The following is a 17283-nucleotide window of genomic DNA, read 5'->3' as shown; positions in this document are numbered from 1 at the left end:
GGCAGGAGGGGGAAATATAACAAATGTCATGCTCCTCTCAATTTTTCACATGATTTCATCTACTTGCATGCAAGCATCCCGCTCGCACGGGTGGTTTCCATCGCCCCATCATCGGCTACGCGGCGCCCTGCCCAACGCATATGCACGCATTTTCGGGCTTTTTCGGCCTGCGCGCCGCATCGGCCATTTCGGGCCGTCATCGTCCCGTTCGGCCAAGTCGTGCTAATCCTTTATGTAATCTCGCCAGCCCGCCCGGGTGCGCAATATGGTGCGCAACGGGGATGGGAGGATCGCGACGACGCCTCGCCCCGGCACTATCGGCGGCACGGCACGGAACCGGTCGCCCGTCATTTCGGGAGACGGCAATGCGCGGTGGGCACGGCACGCACGAGGGCTATGACGGCCATGAAGAGGTCAAGCTCCCCTCTGAACGCAATTTCGGCTTCACGGTCGGGCTGATCCTCATCGCCATCGCGGCGGTCCGCTGGTTCTGGTTCATCCATCAGGGGCCGGTCACGCTCACCATGGCGGCGATCGGTGGGCTCCTTGTGCTGCTCGCCGCGAGCGCGCCCAAAACGCTCGCGCTGCCCAACCGGCTGTGGATGAAGCTCGGGCTGCTCCTCGCCATGATCGTCAATCCGCTGATCATGGGGCTGATGTTCCTGCTGATCTTCACCCCGGTCGCCATCGGCATGCGCCTCAAGGGGCGCGATGCGCTTCGGCTGCGCGCCGATCGGCGCCATGCCTCCACCTGGGTGGATCGCCTGCCGCCGGGCCCCGCGCCCGAAAGCGCCGTCAACCAGTTCTGACCGTACTGAAATCCATCCCTGTTCGGGAACGCATGTTCGAAGGGAAGCCATTATGGAAATGATCCGCGAACTCTGGGCCTTTATGGGCGCGCGCAAGAAATTCTGGTTGCTGCCCATCCTTTTGGTGATGCTGGTCTTTGGCGGGCTGCTCGTGCTCACGCATGGCTCGGCCGTCGCCCCGTTCATCTACACCATCTTCTGATCGGGATCGGGGCGATGCGCATCCTCGGGCTTTCGGCCTATTATCACGACAGCGCCGCGGCGCTGGTCGAAAACGGGCGGATCGTGGCAGCGGCACAAGAAGAACGCTTCACGCGCCGCAAGCACGATCCCGGATTCCCCGCGCGGGCCATCGCCTATTGCCTGGAAGAGGCGGGGTGCGGGCTCGACGGCATCGATCATGTCGTCTTCTATGAAAAGCCGTTCCTCAAATTCGAACGGCTGCTCGAAACCTATCTCGCCACCGCGCCGCGCGGCTTTTCCTCGTTCCGCATGGCAATGCCGCTGTGGATCAAGGAAAAGCTTTTCCAGAAATCGATGCTGCGCAAGGCGCTGGCCGAGCTTCCCGGCGGCAGCGGCTGGAACGGCTCGCTGCTCTTTACCGAGCATCACCAGTCGCACGCCGCCAGCGCCTTCTTCCCCTCACCCTATCGCAGCGCGGCGGTGCTCACGATGGACGGGGTGGGCGAATGGTGCACCACCTCGCTCGGGCTGGGGCGCGACAACCAGCTCGAACTCATCAAGGAAATCCATTTCCCCCATTCGCTCGGGCTGCTCTATTCGGCCTTCACCTATTATACCGGGTTCAAGGTCAATTCGGGCGAATATAAGCTGATGGGGCTCGCGCCGTACGGCCAGCCGCGCTTCGCGCAGACGATCCTCGACAATCTCATTGATCTCAAGCCCGATGGCAGCTTCTGGCTCAACCAGGATTATTTCGATTACGCCACCGGGCTCACCATGACCTCGCCGCGTTTCAACGCGTTGTTCGGCGGTCCGCCGCGCCGGCCCGAGGATGATCTCACCCAGCGCGAAATGGATCTCGCCGCCTCGATCCAGCTCGTCACCGAAGAGGCGGTGCTCCGCCTCGCGCGCGCCGCGCGCACCGAAACCGGCGAACGCCATTTGTGCCTCGCGGGCGGCGTCGCGCTCAACTGCGTCGCCAATGGCAAGCTGCTGCGCGCGGGCATTTTCGACGATATCTGGATCCAGCCCGCAGCGGGCGATGCCGGCGGCGCGCTGGGGGCGGCGCTCTCGGTCTGGCACCAATATCTGGATCAGGGCCGCGTGGTCGATCCGGCGGGGGGGGATATGATGCGCGGCGCTTATCTCGGCCCCGCCTTCGAAACCCCCGAAATCGTCCAGCGGCTGCAAGGCGCCGGCGCGCGGTTCGAGGTACTGGAAAATGACGATGTCATCGCCCGCACCGCCGATGCGCTGGCCGAGGAAAAGGCCGTGGGCTGGATGCAGGGGCGGATGGAATTCGGCCCGCGCGCGCTCGGCAACCGCTCGATCCTCGGCGATCCGCGCTCGCCCACCATGCAAAAACTGCTCAACCTCAAGGTCAAATACCGCGAAAGCTTCCGTCCCTTCGCGCCGTCGATCCTGCGCGAGGATGTCGCCGACTGGTTCGATCTCGATTCCGACAGCCAATATATGCTGCTCGTCGCCGATGTCGCGCAGGGCCGTCGGCGCGAGATGACGGCCGATGAACAGGCGCTGTTCGGGATCGACAAGCTCAATATTTGCCGGTCCGATGTCCCGGCCATCACCCATGTCGATTATTCGGCGCGGGTGCAGACGGTCCACCGCGAAACCAATGATCGCTACTGGCGGCTCATTTCGGCGTTCAAGCAACGCACCGGTTGCCCGATCCTCGTCAACACCAGCTTCAACGTCCGCGGCGAACCCGTGGTCTGCACGCCCGAGGATGCCTTTCACTGTTTCATGGGCACCGGGATCGAACAGCTGGTCGTCGGCAACTGCCTGCTCCGCAAGGAGGATCAGGATGAACGGCTGGCGCAGGACTACACCGCCCGGTTCGAGGCGGACTGACACCCCCCTATCGGGGAGCAACGCAAACGCGAGCGGGAGCAGGAGCGGGAGGCGATGAACAGCGACGACAGCATCGCAATCGGCGGCAGCGGCCCGGATCTGGACGGCTTGTCCCCCCAGCCGCCGCCGGCGGCGTCCTTGCCCGGGGCGGCGCAGGGCACCCCGCCCCGCCGGCGGCGCTGGCTCGCCAATGTCGCGCTCGTCTCGGCCTCGGCGCTGTTCGCGCTGCTCGCGCTCGAAGGCGCGATGCGGCTTGCCCCCGCGCTGCAATTGCAAACGGGCGACGGCGAATATCGCTTTTGCGGCGCGGTCCAGAAACGCCACCAGCCGCACGCCGCCTTTGGCTACACCGAATATCCCGGCAACAGCTATTTCGAACGCTATAGCGCGCTCGATCCCTGGGCCTATGTCCATATCAACGCGGAGGGGTTCCGCGACAATATGGACAATGGCGGCGAGCCCGTCTTCGTGCTGGGCGACAGCCTGACGCGCGGCACGCTGGTCAACGAACCCGAAACCTTTTCAGGGCTGCTCGAACGCTGGCGGCAGGATTTCTCCTTCCGCACCTTTGGCACCGGCGGCTATGGTCAGGCGAACGAGATCCGGCTCTATGACGAAAAGGGCAAGGCCGCGCCGCACCGGCTCGTCATCGCGCAATATTCGCTCAGCACCGATATCGACGACAATGTCGAACGCGCCCAGCCCTCGGGTCCGGGCGTCCGCATCGATATCGCGCCCGCCGTCGGCACCCCGCGCACCGAAAAGAAGTTCGTCGCGCGCGTGCACCTGTTCCTGTGGCAGAACAGCAAGCTCTATCCGTGGATCTACAACGCCACTGTCCGTCCCTTCGTCTCCAACTGGGATGCGCGGCGCGACATGGCGGGCGCGCTCGACGTCACCCGCCGGCTGATGGTCCGGCTGGAAGAAGATGTGCAGGCCAATGGCGCCGATCTCCTCGTCCTCGTCCTCCCCTCCTGGGCGGAAATGGCGGGGCGCGACGACGGGATGGCCCCCGAAGCGCAGCGCGCGATGTTGCAGCGCTTTGTCACCGACAATCCGGGCGTCTTCCTGCTCGACATGACCCCCATTCTCCGGCGCGAGGATCCCAACCGCACCTATGGCCGGATCGACAAGCATCTCACGCCCTATGGCCATTATCTCGTCGCGCGCGCGCTCGATCGCTGGCTCAGCCGCGATTGGCCGCGCGGCCCGCAGATGGCCCCGGTCGCGCATCCTTTCCCGCCGCCGATGACGGTCACGCCGCGCTGCGATCTCGCGCCCGAATATCAGCGCCCCTTTACCGATCTGCCGCGGGCCATGCCGCGCACCCCGCCATCCCCCGCACCGCTCGGGGCGCCTGCCCCGCCGCTTGCCGTAGGAGCCACCGCATGACCGCAGCGCACACCGATCCCGCCGACAAGAAACCCGCCCGCGCGGGTTGGCGTGCGGCGCTGTCCACGGTCGTGTTCGGCCTGCTGCTCGGCGGCTTCGCGGTCGAGGCGACGGCGCGCTGGGTGCTCGATCGCGGCATGGATTTCGATCTGGAGATGTGGAAATATGCGCGCGACCTGAAACGCGTCAGCGCCAATCCCGCCATCGGCCACGAACACCAGCCGGGCACCAGCGGCACCTATATGGGCGTCCCCGTCCGCATCAATTCGCAAGGGCTGCGCGATCGCGAATTCGCCCCCGCCCCCCCCGCCGGCGTCACCCGCGTCGTCATGCTGGGGGATTCGGTCACCTTTGGCTGGGGCGTGCGCGATGCGGATACCCCCTCCAAGCTTCTGGAATCCGCGCTCAACACCGGCCTTGCTCGCCCGGCCTGGGAAGTGATGAACACCGGGGTCGGCAATTACAACACCGCGATGGAGGTCGCCTGGTTCTTCGATCACGGCCCCCAGCTCAAACCCGACATCGTCGTGCTCAACTATTTCATCAACGATGCAGAGCCCACCCCCCGGCGCAAGGAAGCCGGCTGGCGCCAGCACAGCTATGCTGCGGTGATGTTCTATTCGGCGATCGACAAGGTCGACCGGCAATATTTCGGCAAGGCCGACTGGAAACGCTATTATGGCGATCTTTACCGCGTCGACGCGCCCGGCTGGCGCGCCGCGCAGCAGGCGGTGGGCCGGCTCGCGCGCTGGTGCCGCGAAAATAATGTCCGGCTGCTCATCGCCAATTATCCCGAGCTTCACGCGCTAAAGCCCTATCCCTTCCAGCCGGTCACCGATGCCGTGGCCCAGATGGCCGCTGCTAACAATGTTCCGTTCGTCGATCTGCGGCCGGGGGTAGAGGCGCTCAAGCCCGAAACGCTCTGGGTATCGCCCACCGATGCGCACCCCAATCGCACCGCCAATCTGCGTTTCGCTGCCCAGTTGCGTCAGGCGGTCCTCCAGTCCGCGCCAGGCACCACGCCCGCGCCGAACCTGCGGATCCACTAGGGCGGCCTTTGCCGCCCTGGCCGCGAAGGCCCCGTTCGCAGCGCCCGATAATGCGACTGGGGTTCCGTACGTGATGGCCAACCCCCATCCCCCAGGGGCCCTCACGTATGACGGGCCGGCGGTCCCCCCGCCGGCCCGCTTCCGCCTTGGCTGAAAAAATTACGTCAGGGGCGCTGAATTTCCACCGTCAGATGGAGTATCTCGTGCACCGGGCCCAGCCGCTCGCGAATGGTCGCCATGTCGATCGTCTCGCCGATCACGCTTATAATCGCGGCATGCGCCTCGGGACCGATCCGCCAGACATGCAGGTCGGCCAGCCGCGCGTCGCCCGGCTGTTCGATCAGGTCGCGCACTTCGTTCGCCACATGCGCATCGGTGGTGTCGAGCAGCACCGCGGCGGTATCGCGCATCAGCGTCCACGACCAGCGCGCGATCACCACCGCGCCCACGATCCCCATCAATGGGTCCATGACCGTCCAGCCAAGATAGCGCCCCGCCAGCAGCGCCGCGATCGCCAGCACCGAGGTCAGCGCATCGGCCAGCACATGCGCATAGGCCGATCGCAGATTATTGTCCCGGCCATGGCCATGATGGTGCCCGTGATGATGGTGATGATCATGCCAGTGCCCGTGCCCGTGCCCGTGCCCGTGCCCGTGTGCGTGAACATGGCCATGATGCCCTCCGCTCAGCAGCAGCGCGCTCACGATGTTCACCACAAGGCCGATCGTCGCGATCAGTGCCGCCTCGCCAAAGGCCACCGTCGCGGGTTGGAGCAGGCGCAGGATCGATTCCACGCCGATCCCCAGCGCAACAAGGCCCAGCACCAGCGCCGATGCAAATCCCGCAAGATCGCCCACCTTGCCGGTGCCGAAGCTGAACGCGCGGTTGGTCATGTGCCGCTTGGCATAGGCATAGGCCGCCGCCGCAACGCCCAGTGCGCCCGCATGGGTCGCCATGTGAAATCCGTCGGCCAAAAGCGCCATCGATCCGGTGGCATAGCCGGCGACGATCTCCACCACCATCATCGCGGCAGTGAGCGCCACCACCCACAAGGTGCGCCGCGCATTTTCATCATGCCTGGCGCCCAGAAACACATGGTCGTGCTCGGGCGCAAATCGGTGGTGTTCGGATAGGGAGGCCATCGCCCGAATTCCTATTTCGCATAGCGGCGGATCGCCGCGATCAGTTCCTCGGTGCCCTCGGCGCGTTCGGCATCGCTCAGCCCCGGCTTCGCCACATGCTCGCGCAGGTGCGATTCGATGATCTGGTCGAGCAACCCGTTCACCGCCCCGCGCACCGCCGCCGCCAGATGCAGCGTCGTCGCGCAATCCTGATGCTCCGCCAGCGCGCGCTCCAGCGCGGCAACCTGCCCGGCAATACGCCGCACGCGCTTGACCAGCGCATCGTCGGTGGAAAGATGAGACATACCCCCTCCCCCTATATGGCACTGCGGCGGAAGGCAATGACACGCCTCGCGTCCATCACCCAAAAAGCTATCAACGGCGGAACCTTATCCGTTGCATAACCGTATCATGTGCGTGCTTAAGCGGAGAATTACGTGAAGATGCGATCCTTGGCCTGTCTGGCCGTCTTGCTCGGTGCAACGCAACTTGCCGGCTGTGACACAGCCGCCACCCCCGAAGACGCGGCTACCAATAATGTGGCCGACAATGCGGTTTCCCCCGCGCCTGCCCCCGCCACGGTCCAGCGCGAGGCGAGCGAGCCCATGGACACGGCGCCGGTTCCGGCCATGCCCGAACAAACCGTCATCCAGAGCCAGCCCGGCTCCGACGGTTCGCAACTCGATCTTCTGAAGGTTGCGGTCACCGGGGATATCCTCACAGTCACGCTGCGCTGCTCCAGCCCCGAACACATTAAATCGCAAACCTTCGCGATCAAGGAGATCAGCGTGATCGACGATGCCACGTCGCAACGCATTTCCGTCCTCAAGGACAATGATGGCAACTGGCTGGCAGGCAGGGTTGTGGGCAACAACATCATGACAAGCTGCACCGTAAAGCCCGGTATCTTCTGGGCGAAGTTCGCGGCGCCGTCCGCCGGAACAAAAACCGTCTCGATCAACCTGCCCGAAGTTGCGCCGTTCGACGGCGTGCCCGTCACGCGTTGATGCGCTCCGCCAGCCTGATCGTCGGGCTTGTCATTGTCGCGGCGTGCTCGAACGAACAGAGCGCGCCGCCCGCGCCCGAACATGGCAATGACATCTCGACAGCACCCGCCGCCCCGGTTGCGCCCGCCCAGCGGGACAATAACGGTCCGGTCCTCACGGGAAAAGTCAGCACCCTAACAAGCAAGGTCAGCGGCCTCGCCATTCGCGTGACCGATATGGGAACAATCGTTGATCTACCTGCCGATGCGCTGTTTCAGTTTGACAAGGCCGAACTCACCTCGTCCGCAACCGAACAGCTCCTGAAAGTCGCAGAGCTGATCCGCGGCGCACCCGAAGGCACAATCAGGGTCATCGGTCACACCGACAGCAAGGGCGACGCGGTCTATAACCAGAAACTCTCAGTCGCCCGTGCCGAGCGCGTGGCGCAGTGGTTCAAGGAACAGGTGGGCGTGCGCCAGCGGTCGTTCGAAACCGAAGGTCAGGGGGAAAATGCCCCCATTGCCCCCAACATGACCCCCGATGGGAAAGACGATCCCGATGGCCGCGCCAAAAACCGCCGGGTGGAAGTCGTTATTCCAAAAGGTTGAGAGGGTTATGGCCGCTCAATTCAGCGAGATCGGCACCCGCAGCGACGTGCGCAGATCGGCGGCGTCGTCGGTGGCGCCCACTTCGACGCTCCAGTTGATCGTGGTGCGGTCGGTCGCGCGGTAGCTGAGACCGAAGAGCAGCCGCCCGATCTGCAGGTCGCGCGTCTTGGTGGTGATCGGGTCGCCAATCTCGGTGATGCCGTTGCGGATCAGGATCGGGCGTACCGTGCTCTTGGTCGCCATCTGCCAGGTGTGCGCATAGCCAAGGCTGAGCGACAGCCTTTCATTAAGGCCCAGCCCCAGCCCGAACGCCGCATTGGGCGCGCCACCGGGCTTTACATGGTCGATCTGCGCGTCGCTGATCCGCGTATCCACGCTGCGCCCGAAGTTGAAGGTATAGCCGAGCACGCCGAACAGCGTCGCGGGGTCCGAGGGCAAAAGCAGCGTCACGCTCGGCTGCACGCCCCAGAACCCCGCGCCCGTCGCGGCCTTGCGCGCATTGCCCAGCGGGTCGCGCGGCAGGCCGAAGGGGCTGCTGCCCGTCGGTACGATCACCTGAACCCCCGCCACCAGATAGGGCCAGCCCCCGGTGCCGTTGGTCACCTGATAACGCCCCTGCAATTCGATATCGCCCAGCCCCGTGCCATCGGCCGAGACATTGACGGTGCCTGCGCCCGATTGCGGCGGGTTCTGGACCAGCGGCACAAGCACCGCGGTATCCTTGCGGTACACCCAGGGCACACGCGCGCTCAGTTCGAACCGGCTGCTCAGCCCATAGCGCACCGTGGCGGAGGCGGTGAGGATATCCTGCCGCGTCTCGTTGATGTCGAACACCCCGACCAGCACCGATTGGGGGATCTCGATCCCGCGAAAGACGAAACGGTTGCGATCAATCCGCGCATATTCAAAGCCGGGTTCCAGCGTCAGCCGCCCCGCGCTCGAAATGATCCCGCCCTGATCGGCGAGCACCGCCACATCGGCCGGGCGCACCGCCTCGGGCTTCTGCCCCACGCTCGTCACATTATCCTGCGCAGGCGGTTGCTGCTGCTGGACAAACTGGACGGGTGTCTGCGCCATCATCGCGGGCGGCAGGCCCATCGCGCGCATCTTGCCCAACAAGGCATCCTCAAGCGCATCCAGCCGCTCCATCTGTGCATCCAGCTGCACGCGCTGCGCCGCGATCGTCGCGCGTTCGGCGGCAATCTGGCGCTGCAGCTCGGTGATGTCGGCGTCTGCCGGCGGATTGCCAGGCGGCAGGCTTGCCGGGCCCGGCGCCGGCCCGGCGGCCAGCAGCGTGCCGGGCATCATCGCCACGGTCAGGAACAGCGTTGCCTTGGGCAAGGCGCGTTTCATCGCATCGGCTCCCCCGGTCAGGGTCTGTCTCGTGGCGGCCCGACCGTTCCCGCCCCTTTGGGTTCGGTCGTGCGTCAGCGCACGCCCGGCCCCACGGCATTCACCAGCATCGTTTCCAGCTGCACCAGCGATGTCGTCGTCGGAATATCGCTGTTGCGCATATCGAGGTTCACCGTCACCACCGTGTCGATCACCCGGTCATTGCCGGTATTGGCAACGACCGCGCCGGTGATGCTACCGATCATGTGTCTGAGCTCAAGCGCATTTCCCGCCAATACCACCACTGAGCCGCGATCCCCTTGCTCGAGCGAAATCTGCCCCATCGGGGTGTTTATGCTCGCGCCATTGGGGGTAACGGGCACGCCCGCGCCCAATCCCGATCCCGGCCCTTCGGCGCTGCCCAGATTGACCTGCGGTCCATCGCCGCTCGCCGGGGCGCTGCCGCCAGTATAGACATTGATCGCCGATCCCTGATCAAGCGTCAGCACGGTGCGCAGCGCCACCTCGCCGTTCACCAGCGTCGCGATCTCCAGCCCCAGCGCGATGTCGAGCCCGTTGGGAAGCAGAAAGCCACCACGCATCCGGTCCAGTTCGGCCTCATCCAGCCGCGCCGCGCCCGCAAAGGGGCCCCTATCCTCCGCTCCGGCCTCTTCGGCGTGCGCGGCGGTGCCGCTTGCGCCTGCGCTTGCGATAGCCATCAGCGCCCATGCGCCTGCACGCCACCGCCATCGCCACCGTCTCTGCGCTGCGTATGGCATCGCCCTCTCCTACATCTCGACCGGATAGGGCGGCGCGCGCGTGATCGCGAGCGCCTGAAGCCCGGCGGGTTCGATGATCCCGTCAAACCGCGCACGGGCCACCAGCCCCCATTCCCTGTCGGTTCCGAAACTCTCTTTGGCGCGCTCGACATCGGTGCCCAGCGCGAACAATATCCCGTTCCAGCTCTTGGAAAATTCGCGCGCGTCGATCGTCCGGATCCCGCGCGAAGGATCGCCCAGCAGGACGCGGCCATTCTCGACGCCCTTCACCACGACGAAATGCTTGTAGCCCTTGAGGTCGACCAGCGCGATTCCCGGCACGCGCGTCTTCTCGATCTGCGCCAGGTTCACCAGAAACCCGTCGGCGCGGATGTTGCGCGCGTTGAGATAGCGTTTCATGTCGAGTAGCGAAAAGCCCAGCCGCCGGATCTGCTCGCGGTCGCCCTGCTGCCACATCCCCATGAACACCGATTGCTCGGTCTGCATGTCGCCATAATGATACCGCAGCAGCGTCGCGAGCGCGGCCGATCCGCAGCTGAAATCATATTGCTGGCGCACCACGGTCAGGTAGCGCCGCTCCACCATGTTGCGCACCGGCACGCGGTATTCGCCCGCGCCCAGCGTCAAATGGCTGCCCGCCGACGTGATCGCGCGGTTGCCGCACGCCGCCGCCAGCAGGCACAGGCCCGCCGCCAGCGCCGCGCGCCACCGGCTATTTCTGGAACGAGACATTCACGCTCATCGACGAGTTGATGGCGACATTGTTGCCCGTGTTGAGGTTGAACAGCGCCAGGCCGTTGAAATTGTCGAAAGCGCTGCCGTCGATCCCGATCGTCCCGGTCTGGAAATCGCCGGTGATCGTGTTGCCGGAAACGGTGCTCGTATTCTGGACGTTGATCACCTGATCGTTGATCCAGACATCCTCGCGCCCCGCCACCTTGCCAAGTATCCCGGCGTCGAGCACGGCGACACCCGCCCCGAACAGGCCTTCCGCGTCATGATTTTCCAGCTGGGTTTGGGGCATGTCCGCCGGGGCCATGGGCTGGATCGCAGCCGATGCCACCGGGTCGGCGACGGTCGCTTGTGCCAGGCCGGGTGCTGCGGGCAACAGTATCAACGCGGCGCCCGCCGCCAGCCATTTTGCTTGGGTCATCTCGCTACTCCCCATCCGCTCGGGTCAGATCGGCAGGAACGGGCCGGCTGCCCCGCACTGGAAACAGCCGGCCCTTTCCGTTGTCGCACCCTAGCGGGTGAGCGTAAGCGTACCGATATGGGCGCTGACGTTCACACTGGCGTTTTGCGAAGCAAAGAAGCCCGTGTTCACGTTCATCGCGTTCAACCCGGCAAAGTTCGAGAAGGCGCCATTGTCGAACGTCGCGCCCCATGCAAATGCCGGTGCGCCGCCATTGCCGCCCGAACCGCCGGAACCGCCTGCGCTCGCGCTGCCGCTGCCGCCTGCGCCACCCGTGCCGTCGCCAGCGCTGCCGCTGCCGCCCGTGCCGGTGCCGTCGCCGCCATTGCCGCCGGTGCCGCTGGCACCCGTGCCACTGCCACCCGTGCCGTCACCGCCCGAACCGTCGCCGCCTGCGCCGTCACCACCGGTGCCCGAACCCAGCGTGCCCGAACCATTGCCGCCCGTGACCGCACCGCCGCCGCCTGCGCCGCCGCCTGCACCGCCGCCCGAGCCATTGCCGCCCGAAGCGTCGCCGCCCGAACCGCCGCTGCCGCCGCCGCCGCCGCCGGAACCGCTGCCGCCGGAACCGCTACCGCCATTGGACGAGCCATTGGAGGCGTTATTGTCCGAACGGCCGCCATTGCCGCCGTCAGCCCAGGCGTTGAAATTGACTTCGCCGCCCGAAACCGTCGCGTTGAGCGAGGCCGGTGTGCTCATGCTGGTATAGTTATAGGCATAGTTCGATGTGCCGCCATTATTGGCCGCACCATCACCGCTGGCATCGCTAAGATCATAGGTGTTGGTGCTGTTGTTCGAATTGTCCGAATTGTCCGAATTGTCGGAATTGTCCGAATTATCAGCGGTGCTGTTGTTGTTTGCCGAGCCATTGCTGGCTGCGCTGGCATTGGTTGTCGAGGTTGTCGTCGTCGCCGTGGCAACAGACAGCTGCGATGCCGTGGCCGTGTTGCCATCGCTCGAGCCGGTGGCATCTTGCGCCAAAGCTGCGCCGCCCGACAGCGCGATCGCGCCGCAGGATGCTGTCAAAAGCAGGATCGTTCTCATGGTCTGGTCCTCTCCTAGAACTTGATCGAGATGCGGTATTGCGACCGCCCCCTAGACCGGCATTTGTCTGTTCCCCGCCGTGCCCGAGATGCGGAGAATATATGGGATAGCGCATTCGTTTTCGGCGGCTCAGACCCATTTGCGCATTGGCGCTCCCCCTGAACCGGGGTGATCTCTACCCTTCATCTGGCTAGGAAAATTAACGGCGACGCCCTCCGCGCCGAACCGCGCGGGCCAATCTTATGGGATCACCCCATCCGCACCACGCTTTTCAAAATGGTACGCACCAGATCCACCTGCCGGTGCGTGCCCGTCTTGATGAAGATCTGTTTCAGATAGGCGCGCGCGGTAAGCGGCTGGATCCGCATCAGCTTGGCCGCCTTCTCGATCGTCGATCCGTGCACCAGATGCTGGACCAGGCTCGCCTCGGTCGCGGTGAGGCCGTAAGCGCGGCACAGCGCCGCCACCATCGGCTGCGCATCGATATCGGGGTCGAGCAGGAACAGCAGGATCGCGCCGTCATCCTGCCCCTGTTGCGTAGCCGCGATATGCGTCAGCGTCGCGATCAGCGCGCGGCCATCGGGGCGGCGGATCAGGATCACGCAGGCGCGGCCGAAATCGGGCTGCGCGCCCGTCTCGATGCACTGGCCCAGATGCTGGATCGCCGCCTGCATCCGCACCGCTGCGTCGAAATCGGGCACCGTGATCGAATTGCCCGCGCGGCGCAGCCCGTCGCCATGATCGAGCAGCGCGGTCGCGCGGCTATTGGCGAAATGCACCGCGCCGTGCCGGTCGAGCAGCACCATGCCGAAATCGAACAGGTCCAGCGATTGGGAAAAGACGCGCGATCGCAGCTGCTCGCGCTGCATCTGCCACAATAGCCGCAGGTGCAGGTCCACCCAGCTTTCGATCGCGCGCGGCTCCTGCGCGTCCCAGCCATTCGCTTCGCGGCATGCGGACAGCGCGAGCGAAATCGTCGGCTCAACCCGGCAGACAAAGGTCACGCGCGCCATATGCTCGGGGCTGGCAGCGTCCTTTTCGGGGCTGCTCGCGCGGACGCCGTCATGCATCTGCGCATCGCGGCCCAGATCGTCATGCACCTGCGCGGCCAGTTGCGACGCCATAAGCGCGGGCATGTTGAACGCCGCCAGAAGGTCGGCCTCGCCACGCGCGCTTTCATGCAGCGTCAGCGTCCCCATCGGGCTCGCCAGATGGCCGGTCACAAGCCGAAGCAGCGATCCCACCGCCGGTTCGTTGGCCATCAGGGCCGCGGGCTGCTCCACGACAAATCCTTCCCTGCGCGCCCCGGCCATTGCTGTTCGGTCGGGGGGCATCCTCTCCGCGACGGCCTGTTTTTACGGCCGTCTTATCGCCATGCGCCCATGCCTCAGGCTAACCGAATTTTCCCGTGGAAACCGGGGCAAAATGGCTAGTCGCCCAGCGCAAAGGGGGATGTAAAAATGCGGACGGAAGCGCCCGCTTCCGCCCGCCAAGGAACCCTTCTGCCGCTGGCGCGGGGTTGGCCCCCGTCGCCGTCCGGATCACTTTTGTTCGACGTCCACCCAGCGCCCCTCGGCCGCCGAAAGCCGGATGGCGTCCAGCACCGCCTGCCCCGACGCCGCGTCGTGGAAGGTGGCAGCCAGTTCGGGCCAATCGGGCGTCTCGCCCGCGATGCGCAGCTTCATCTCGGTGAACAGGCGCGTATAGGGGCCGACATCGTCGCCCGAAGTGTGCCAGCGATCATTCTCGGTGGTGATCATGTCAGCCAGCGGGAACGGCGTCGGCTCGGGGTGAAGGAGGTCGGCGGGGGCCGCCACCTGGCGCTCGCCATTCTCGTCCATCACATAGACGTCGCGTCCACGGATCGAAACGCCGCCCTTGGTGCCGGTCAGCTTGTTGGCGATCACAAGGTCACCGGTCGCCGCCAGCGCGGCCATGATCGTGCCCTTGGCGCCGCTTTCGGTTTCGAACAGCACGCTATAGCAATCGTCCGCCGTCATATTGGGGCGGCCGCGCGCCAGCGTCTGCAAAATCCCGCACACACGCGTGATCGGCCCCATCATATGCTGCACCTGATCGATCATGTGCGCACCGAACGCGCCCAGGAAACCGCCGCCCTGCGAGGCGTCTTCCCACCAGGGCGTCAGCTCGGCGGTCGGGTCCTGCAGGCCTGGCATATGATAGATGCGCAGGAAATGGCGCGGTTCGCCGATATCGTCCGCCTTGACGATGCGGCGCATCAGCGCTTCGGCGGTGTCGAAACGGAATTCGGCGCCCAGCATGTGGATAACCCCCGCCTTTTCGGCGGCATCGCGCATCTCGCGCGCTTCGGTCAGGTCGCGCGCAAAGGGTTTTTCGCACATCACATGGCGGCCCGCAGCGATCGCTTCCATCACGAACGGATAATGCGCGTGCGGCGGGGTCGCCACGGTCACGAGCACGATCTCGGGGTCCTGCAGCGCCTCGGCCAGCGTCGTCACCGCCGCCGGGATCTCAAGCCGTGCGGCGCGCTCGGCGGTCTTTTCGGCGTTGCGGCCCACCAGCGCGCGCACCTCGAAACCGGCATCGCGCAGCGCGCGGACATGGGTGAACAGGCCAAAGCCGGTGCCAACGACAACGGCGCCGGGGCGTTTTGCATTCTCGGTCAAACGGATACTCCTGTCATGCGCGCGGTTTGCCCGCGCCGGTCTGGTGTGAACGGATCGCGCGGTCGAGCGCCTCTGCGCTCCGCTGCGCGATCTCGGCGCCGCCAAGCGCGGCGAAATCGTCGGAATAGGTTTCGATCCCCACGGGCCCGCGGAAATCGATGCGGTCGAGCACCGCCAGCAGCGCGTCGAGCGCGAAATCCCCAGCACCCGGAAGGCGGCGGCGGTGCATGGTTTCAGTGAGCAGATCGGGCTCGGCGGTTGCCGGGCCGTCGTTCAGCTGTACCGCGATGATCTTCTCGCCGGGGATCTCGGCCAGCAACTCAAGGCTGCTCTTCGATCGGAAGAAATGCCAGCTGTCGATCAGCAGCCCGCCATTGGGCTGCCCCGCGCGGCGCACGACTTCCCACCCGGCGGCCAGATCGGGAATCCCGCCAAAGGGCATGAATTCCAGCTCGGCGCGCAGGCCATATTCGGCCGCCAGATCGCACAGCCGCGAAAAGCCCTCGGCCGCGCGGTCGAGATCGGCGGGCTCGGGGTTCATATCCCCCACCAGCACGGTGCGCGCACCGGCGGCGGCGGCCATCGGCAGGATCGCCTCGGGGGTCAGCCGCGCCATCTGCGCCGCCATTTTGGGGTCGGCGGCGGGCGCGCGGTCGGGGATCCAGTTCATGATCCCTTCGTAATCGGTCAGCAGCACCCCCGCATCGTCCAGCCGACGGCGGACCTCGGCGGGGGTCATTCCCCCGTCGATCAGCGCCTGCCATTCGGCGGTAAAGATCGAAACGCCGTCCATCCCGGCGGCGCGCGCATGGCCCACCCGCTCGAGAAACGGCACGTGCAGCGCGGTTCCGGCATAGAATACACGCCGCCCCGCCACCGCATCGCGCAGGTCGCCCGAACTGACTGCATCGATCGCCCAGCCCGGCGATCCCGCGCCCAGCGCCAGTCCGCCGCCGATCAGCGATGCCGTGCCCAGCAATTCCCGTCGCCCAATGATCATGCATCCTCTCCCGGGCCGCCCGCCATCCTTGCCGGCTGACCGTCCCTATCGTTAGACCATACATTGTGTATGGTCAATATCACCCATGCTTGGCAGATCGCGCTTTTGGGGATTAGGCTGTCGGATCGACGAAAAGGTCTGGCAAAAGGGGCTGGCATGGGCGTTGTCGAACTTATCGGCGTGGCGACAAGCGTCAGCCTGCTGGCCGGATGGCGGCTCTATCTCTGCCTGTTCGCCACCGGGCTTGCGATGCGCACCGGCTGGATCGATCTGCCTCAGCATCTCGCCGGTCTTTCCGTGCTCGCCAATCCGTGGATCCTCGGCATTGCGGGGCTCGGCCTCGTCGCCGAATTCTTTGCCGACAAGATCGCCTGGGTGGATTCGCTGTGGGATGGCGTGCACACGCTCATCCGCCCCGTGGGCGGCGCGCTCCTCGCCATGGCGATCGTCGATCCCGCCGATCCGGCGTGGCAGGTCGCCAGCCTGCTGCTCGGCGGCGGCGCGGCGCTGCTCGCACACGGGGCCAAGGCGGGCACGCGCGCGGCGGTCAATGCCAGCCCCGAACCCTTCAGCAATGTCGCCGTCTCGACGGGGGAGGATATCGCCACCGGCGGGCTCGTCTTCCTTGCGCTCGCCAATCCGGTGGCGGCGGTGCTGATCGCGCTTCTTCTCGTGGCGCTCACCATCGCCGTGCTGCTCTGGCTCCGCCGCCTGTGGAAAAGCCTCTCCGCGCCCCCGCAACCCCGCGCCTGAAAAGCGTTTTCGCCGGCATTCCCACCACTGCGTAAACGACTCATTACGCGCGCGGCGAACACCTCGTCGCATAATCGGGAACGGCCTTGGTCCCCGGCCCGTTCCCCTTCCGCGTGCCAGCAAAACAGGCCGCAAGGAGGATGTTCAGATGAAGGATCGCGAACTCAGCGATAAGGAACGCGAGCTGCAGCAGAAGAAACAGCAGCAGCAACAGCAACAGCAGCAGCCGGGGCAGAAGAACCAGCCCGGGCAGCAGCAACAGCAGCAGGGCCAGCGACAACCCGGCCAGCAGCAGCAGCAGCAGCAGCAGAGCCGCCAACCCGGCCAGATGGGTGGCCAGCAAAGCCGTTCGGATCGTCAACTCCGCGAAGACGATCACGAAAGATAAGCCGGTTGCACAGCCAGAATTGGCCTGAACTGGCCTGAACTGGGCCGCCATCCCTTTGGCGGCCCGTTTCTTATCTCCTTACCCCCGATGATCCCACCGCAGCGCCGCCGCATTCTGGCGCGCGCCG

19 protein-coding genes are annotated in these 17283 nt (G+C 65.5%); 8 read left to right on the top strand and 11 right to left on the bottom strand.

The genetic code is table 11. The features are described from left to right. Nucleotides 1-365: 365 nt before the first annotated feature. From QYC26_RS13155 to QYC26_RS13135, 5 genes are read left to right on the top strand one after another with little or no spacing between them, the layout of a single operon-like run. Nucleotides 366-809: an SxtJ family membrane protein gene (locus tag QYC26_RS13155; RefSeq protein ID WP_317512676.1), complete on the top strand. Its 444-nt coding sequence runs from the start codon at nt 366-368 to the stop codon at nt 807-809. A gap of 52 nt (nt 810-861) precedes the next feature. After that, nucleotides 862-1011 (top strand): DUF5989 family protein, encoded by a 150-nt coding sequence (locus QYC26_RS13150; protein WP_317512675.1) that lies wholly within the window; start codon nt 862-864, stop codon nt 1009-1011. 14 nt (nt 1012-1025) lie between these two features. After that, a complete protein-coding gene (locus QYC26_RS13145) occupies nt 1026-2864 on the top strand; it encodes a carbamoyltransferase (protein WP_317512674.1) in 1839 nt (612 codons plus the stop codon). A 54-nt stretch (nt 2865-2918) separates the two neighbouring features. After that, complete coding sequence (locus QYC26_RS13140; RefSeq protein ID WP_317512673.1) at nt 2919-4256, top strand: alginate O-acetyltransferase AlgX-related protein; 1338 nt, start codon at nt 2919-2921, stop codon at nt 4254-4256. Beyond that, nucleotides 4253-5305: an SGNH/GDSL hydrolase family protein gene (locus QYC26_RS13135; RefSeq protein WP_317512672.1), complete on the top strand. Its 1053-nt coding sequence runs from the start codon at nt 4253-4255 to the stop codon at nt 5303-5305. Before QYC26_RS13140 ends, QYC26_RS13135 begins: the two co-directional genes overlap by 4 nt. 164 nt (nt 5306-5469) lie before the next feature. On the opposite strand, the gene dmeF is transcribed toward QYC26_RS13135, so the two are convergent. Further along, nucleotides 5470-6447, bottom strand: coding sequence for a CDF family Co(II)/Ni(II) efflux transporter DmeF (gene dmeF / locus QYC26_RS13130; RefSeq protein WP_317512671.1), 978 nt, complete (start codon nt 6445-6447; stop codon nt 5470-5472). Between the two features lie 11 nt (nt 6448-6458). Continuing rightward, on the bottom strand, nt 6459-6731 hold the full coding sequence (locus tag QYC26_RS13125) for a metal/formaldehyde-sensitive transcriptional repressor (RefSeq protein ID WP_317512670.1): 273 nt from the start codon (nt 6729-6731) through the stop codon (nt 6459-6461). Between the two features lie 132 nt (nt 6732-6863). On the opposite strand from QYC26_RS13125, the gene QYC26_RS13120 reads away from it, so the two are divergent. Then, nucleotides 6864-7433 carry a hypothetical protein gene (locus tag QYC26_RS13120; protein WP_317512669.1) on the top strand — a complete coding sequence of 190 codons (570 nt, stop codon included), beginning with the start codon at nt 6864-6866 and terminating at the stop codon, nt 7431-7433. Continuing rightward, a complete protein-coding gene (locus tag QYC26_RS13115; protein ID WP_317512668.1) occupies nt 7433-8020 on the top strand; it encodes an OmpA family protein in 588 nt (195 codons plus the stop codon). Before QYC26_RS13120 ends, QYC26_RS13115 begins: the two co-directional genes overlap by 1 nt. Before the next feature lie 15 nt (nt 8021-8035). Here the strand turns inward: QYC26_RS13115 and QYC26_RS13110 are convergent, their stop codons facing one another. The 8 genes from QYC26_RS13110 to QYC26_RS13075 form a co-directional block, all read right to left on the bottom strand. Beyond that, complete coding sequence (locus QYC26_RS13110; RefSeq protein ID WP_317512667.1) at nt 8036-9373, bottom strand: transporter; 1338 nt, start codon at nt 9371-9373, stop codon at nt 8036-8038. Between the two features lie 74 nt (nt 9374-9447). Then, complete coding sequence (locus QYC26_RS13105; protein ID WP_317512666.1) at nt 9448-10071, bottom strand: hypothetical protein; 624 nt, start codon at nt 10069-10071, stop codon at nt 9448-9450. Between the two features lie 69 nt (nt 10072-10140). After that, entirely contained in the window at nt 10141-10863 is a 723-nt protein-coding gene (locus tag QYC26_RS13100) for a C39 family peptidase (RefSeq protein ID WP_317512665.1), read from the bottom strand. Further along, the gene (locus QYC26_RS13095; protein WP_317512664.1) at nt 10844-11284 is read right to left on the bottom strand and encodes a hypothetical protein; all 441 of its coding nucleotides are present in this window, start codon (nt 11282-11284) and stop codon (nt 10844-10846) included. Before QYC26_RS13095 ends, QYC26_RS13100 begins: the two co-directional genes overlap by 20 nt. A 90-nt stretch (nt 11285-11374) precedes the next feature. Then, on the bottom strand, nt 11375-12367 hold the full coding sequence (locus QYC26_RS13090) for a hypothetical protein (RefSeq protein WP_317512663.1): 993 nt from the start codon (nt 12365-12367) through the stop codon (nt 11375-11377). A 248-nt stretch (nt 12368-12615) separates the two neighbouring features. Further along, a complete protein-coding gene (locus QYC26_RS13085; RefSeq protein WP_317512662.1) occupies nt 12616-13650 on the bottom strand; it encodes a hypothetical protein in 1035 nt (344 codons plus the stop codon). A 258-nt stretch (nt 13651-13908) separates the two neighbouring features. Beyond that, nucleotides 13909-15015, bottom strand: a complete 1107-nt coding sequence (locus tag QYC26_RS13080; RefSeq protein WP_317512661.1) for a Gfo/Idh/MocA family oxidoreductase — start codon at nt 15013-15015, stop codon at nt 13909-13911. Between the two features lie 13 nt (nt 15016-15028). Then, nucleotides 15029-16015 carry a sugar phosphate isomerase/epimerase family protein gene (locus QYC26_RS13075; RefSeq protein WP_317512660.1) on the bottom strand — a complete coding sequence of 329 codons (987 nt, stop codon included), beginning with the start codon at nt 16013-16015 and terminating at the stop codon, nt 15029-15031. 156 nt (nt 16016-16171) lie between these two features. Here QYC26_RS13075 and QYC26_RS13070 point away from each other — a divergent pair, with 156 nt between their 5' ends. After that, nucleotides 16172-16768: a DUF4126 domain-containing protein gene (locus QYC26_RS13070; RefSeq protein ID WP_317512659.1), complete on the top strand. Its 597-nt coding sequence runs from the start codon at nt 16172-16174 to the stop codon at nt 16766-16768. A gap of 43 nt (nt 16769-16811) precedes the next feature. On the opposite strand, the gene QYC26_RS13065 is transcribed toward QYC26_RS13070, so the two are convergent. After that, entirely contained in the window at nt 16812-17207 is a 396-nt protein-coding gene (locus QYC26_RS13065; RefSeq protein WP_317512658.1) for a hypothetical protein, read from the bottom strand. Nucleotides 17208-17283: the final 76 nt, after the last annotated feature.

This window comes from Sphingomonas sp. C3-2 (genome assembly GCF_033025475.1).
In the GTDB taxonomy this organism is placed as follows: Bacteria; Pseudomonadota; Alphaproteobacteria; order Sphingomonadales; family Sphingomonadaceae; genus Sphingobium_A.
The sequence above is the reverse complement of the archived record's forward strand: the minus strand, read 5'-3'. Positions and strand labels throughout refer to the sequence as shown.

Excerpts from the sequence above, each read along its gene's own strand:
- QYC26_RS13155 (WP_317512676.1), top strand. The coding sequence starts at position 366 with ATGCGCGGTGGGCACGGCACGCACGAGGGCTATGACGGCCATGAAGAG.
- QYC26_RS13150 (WP_317512675.1), top strand. The coding sequence starts at position 862 with ATGGAAATGATCCGCGAACTCTGGGCCTTTATGGGCGCGCGCAAGAAA.
- QYC26_RS13145 (WP_317512674.1), top strand. The coding sequence starts at position 1,026 with ATGCGCATCCTCGGGCTTTCGGCCTATTATCACGACAGCGCCGCGGCG.
- QYC26_RS13140 (WP_317512673.1), top strand. The coding sequence starts at position 2,919 with ATGAACAGCGACGACAGCATCGCAATCGGCGGCAGCGGCCCGGATCTG.
- QYC26_RS13135 (WP_317512672.1), top strand. The coding sequence starts at position 4,253 with ATGACCGCAGCGCACACCGATCCCGCCGACAAGAAACCCGCCCGCGCG.
- dmeF (WP_317512671.1), bottom strand. The coding sequence starts at position 6,447 with ATGGCCTCCCTATCCGAACACCACCGATTTGCGCCCGAGCACGACCAT.
- QYC26_RS13125 (WP_317512670.1), bottom strand. The coding sequence starts at position 6,731 with ATGTCTCATCTTTCCACCGACGATGCGCTGGTCAAGCGCGTGCGGCGT.
- QYC26_RS13115 (WP_317512668.1), top strand. The coding sequence starts at position 7,433 with ATGCGCTCCGCCAGCCTGATCGTCGGGCTTGTCATTGTCGCGGCGTGC.
- QYC26_RS13110 (WP_317512667.1), bottom strand. The coding sequence starts at position 9,373 with ATGAAACGCGCCTTGCCCAAGGCAACGCTGTTCCTGACCGTGGCGATG.
- QYC26_RS13105 (WP_317512666.1), bottom strand. The coding sequence starts at position 10,071 with ATGGCTATCGCAAGCGCAGGCGCAAGCGGCACCGCCGCGCACGCCGAA.
- QYC26_RS13100 (WP_317512665.1), bottom strand. The coding sequence starts at position 10,863 with ATGTCTCGTTCCAGAAATAGCCGGTGGCGCGCGGCGCTGGCGGCGGGC.
- QYC26_RS13095 (WP_317512664.1), bottom strand. The coding sequence starts at position 11,284 with ATGACCCAAGCAAAATGGCTGGCGGCGGGCGCCGCGTTGATACTGTTG.
- QYC26_RS13090 (WP_317512663.1), bottom strand. The coding sequence starts at position 12,367 with ATGAGAACGATCCTGCTTTTGACAGCATCCTGCGGCGCGATCGCGCTG.
- QYC26_RS13075 (WP_317512660.1), bottom strand. The coding sequence starts at position 16,015 with ATGATCATTGGGCGACGGGAATTGCTGGGCACGGCATCGCTGATCGGC.
- QYC26_RS13070 (WP_317512659.1), top strand. The coding sequence starts at position 16,172 with ATGGGCGTTGTCGAACTTATCGGCGTGGCGACAAGCGTCAGCCTGCTG.
- QYC26_RS13065 (WP_317512658.1), bottom strand. The coding sequence starts at position 17,207 with ATGGCGGCCCAGTTCAGGCCAGTTCAGGCCAATTCTGGCTGTGCAACC.